This window comes from Pseudomonas sp. 43(2021) (assembly GCF_017490805.1).
GTDB lineage: Bacteria > Pseudomonadota > Gammaproteobacteria > Pseudomonadales > Pseudomonadaceae > Aquipseudomonas.
This window is the reverse complement of the sequence record NZ_JAFGYJ010000258.1, coordinates 1-521: the sequence shown is the minus strand read 5'-3', so window position 1 is coordinate 521 and position 521 is coordinate 1. Positions and strand designations below refer to the sequence as shown.

The following is a 521-nucleotide window of genomic DNA, read 5'->3' as shown; positions in this document are numbered from 1 at the left end:
GCTGGAGGCTTACCTGCAAGACATCGACGGGACTCTACGCCCGGATGCAGACGGCCTGAAAGAATACAAGGGGCGCAAGTTCGCAGACGTCGCCAACGACGACGGATCGGCCGCAGGGCAGACGGTAATGGTGGCGTACCACGATCTGATCAAAGCCTGGCGCGCCAGATTGCCCAGTGAACGGACGCCATCGGGACCGCCTCTTTATCGAGTCGCGGACACTGATTTGTGGGGTTTGAACAAGCCCATCGAAGAGTACCCGCCCGACCGCTACACCCTGTATGAGTTGGCCAAGCCGCGTTCCCAGCCGGTGCCGAACGAACAAGGTTATTACGCGGTACACGAATGGGCGGAAAATCCCTATGAAGGGCAAGTGAATACTCGGCTGAATGTCGGCTTCGCATTCAAGGGCAAATATGGCCGCCTGATCAAGGCAGACCCGAGCGAAGCACGCGCGGATGCCGCCTTGCCGTTGAAGCTGGTGAACTGGACCGATGGCGAACTATGGGATGTGTACAGCC

The 521-nt window shown here is 58.9% G+C and carries 1 pseudogene; it reads left to right on the top strand.

The features are described from left to right. A pseudogene (locus J5M71_RS27075) lies at window positions 1-521 on the top strand (hypothetical protein); the annotation flags it as partial.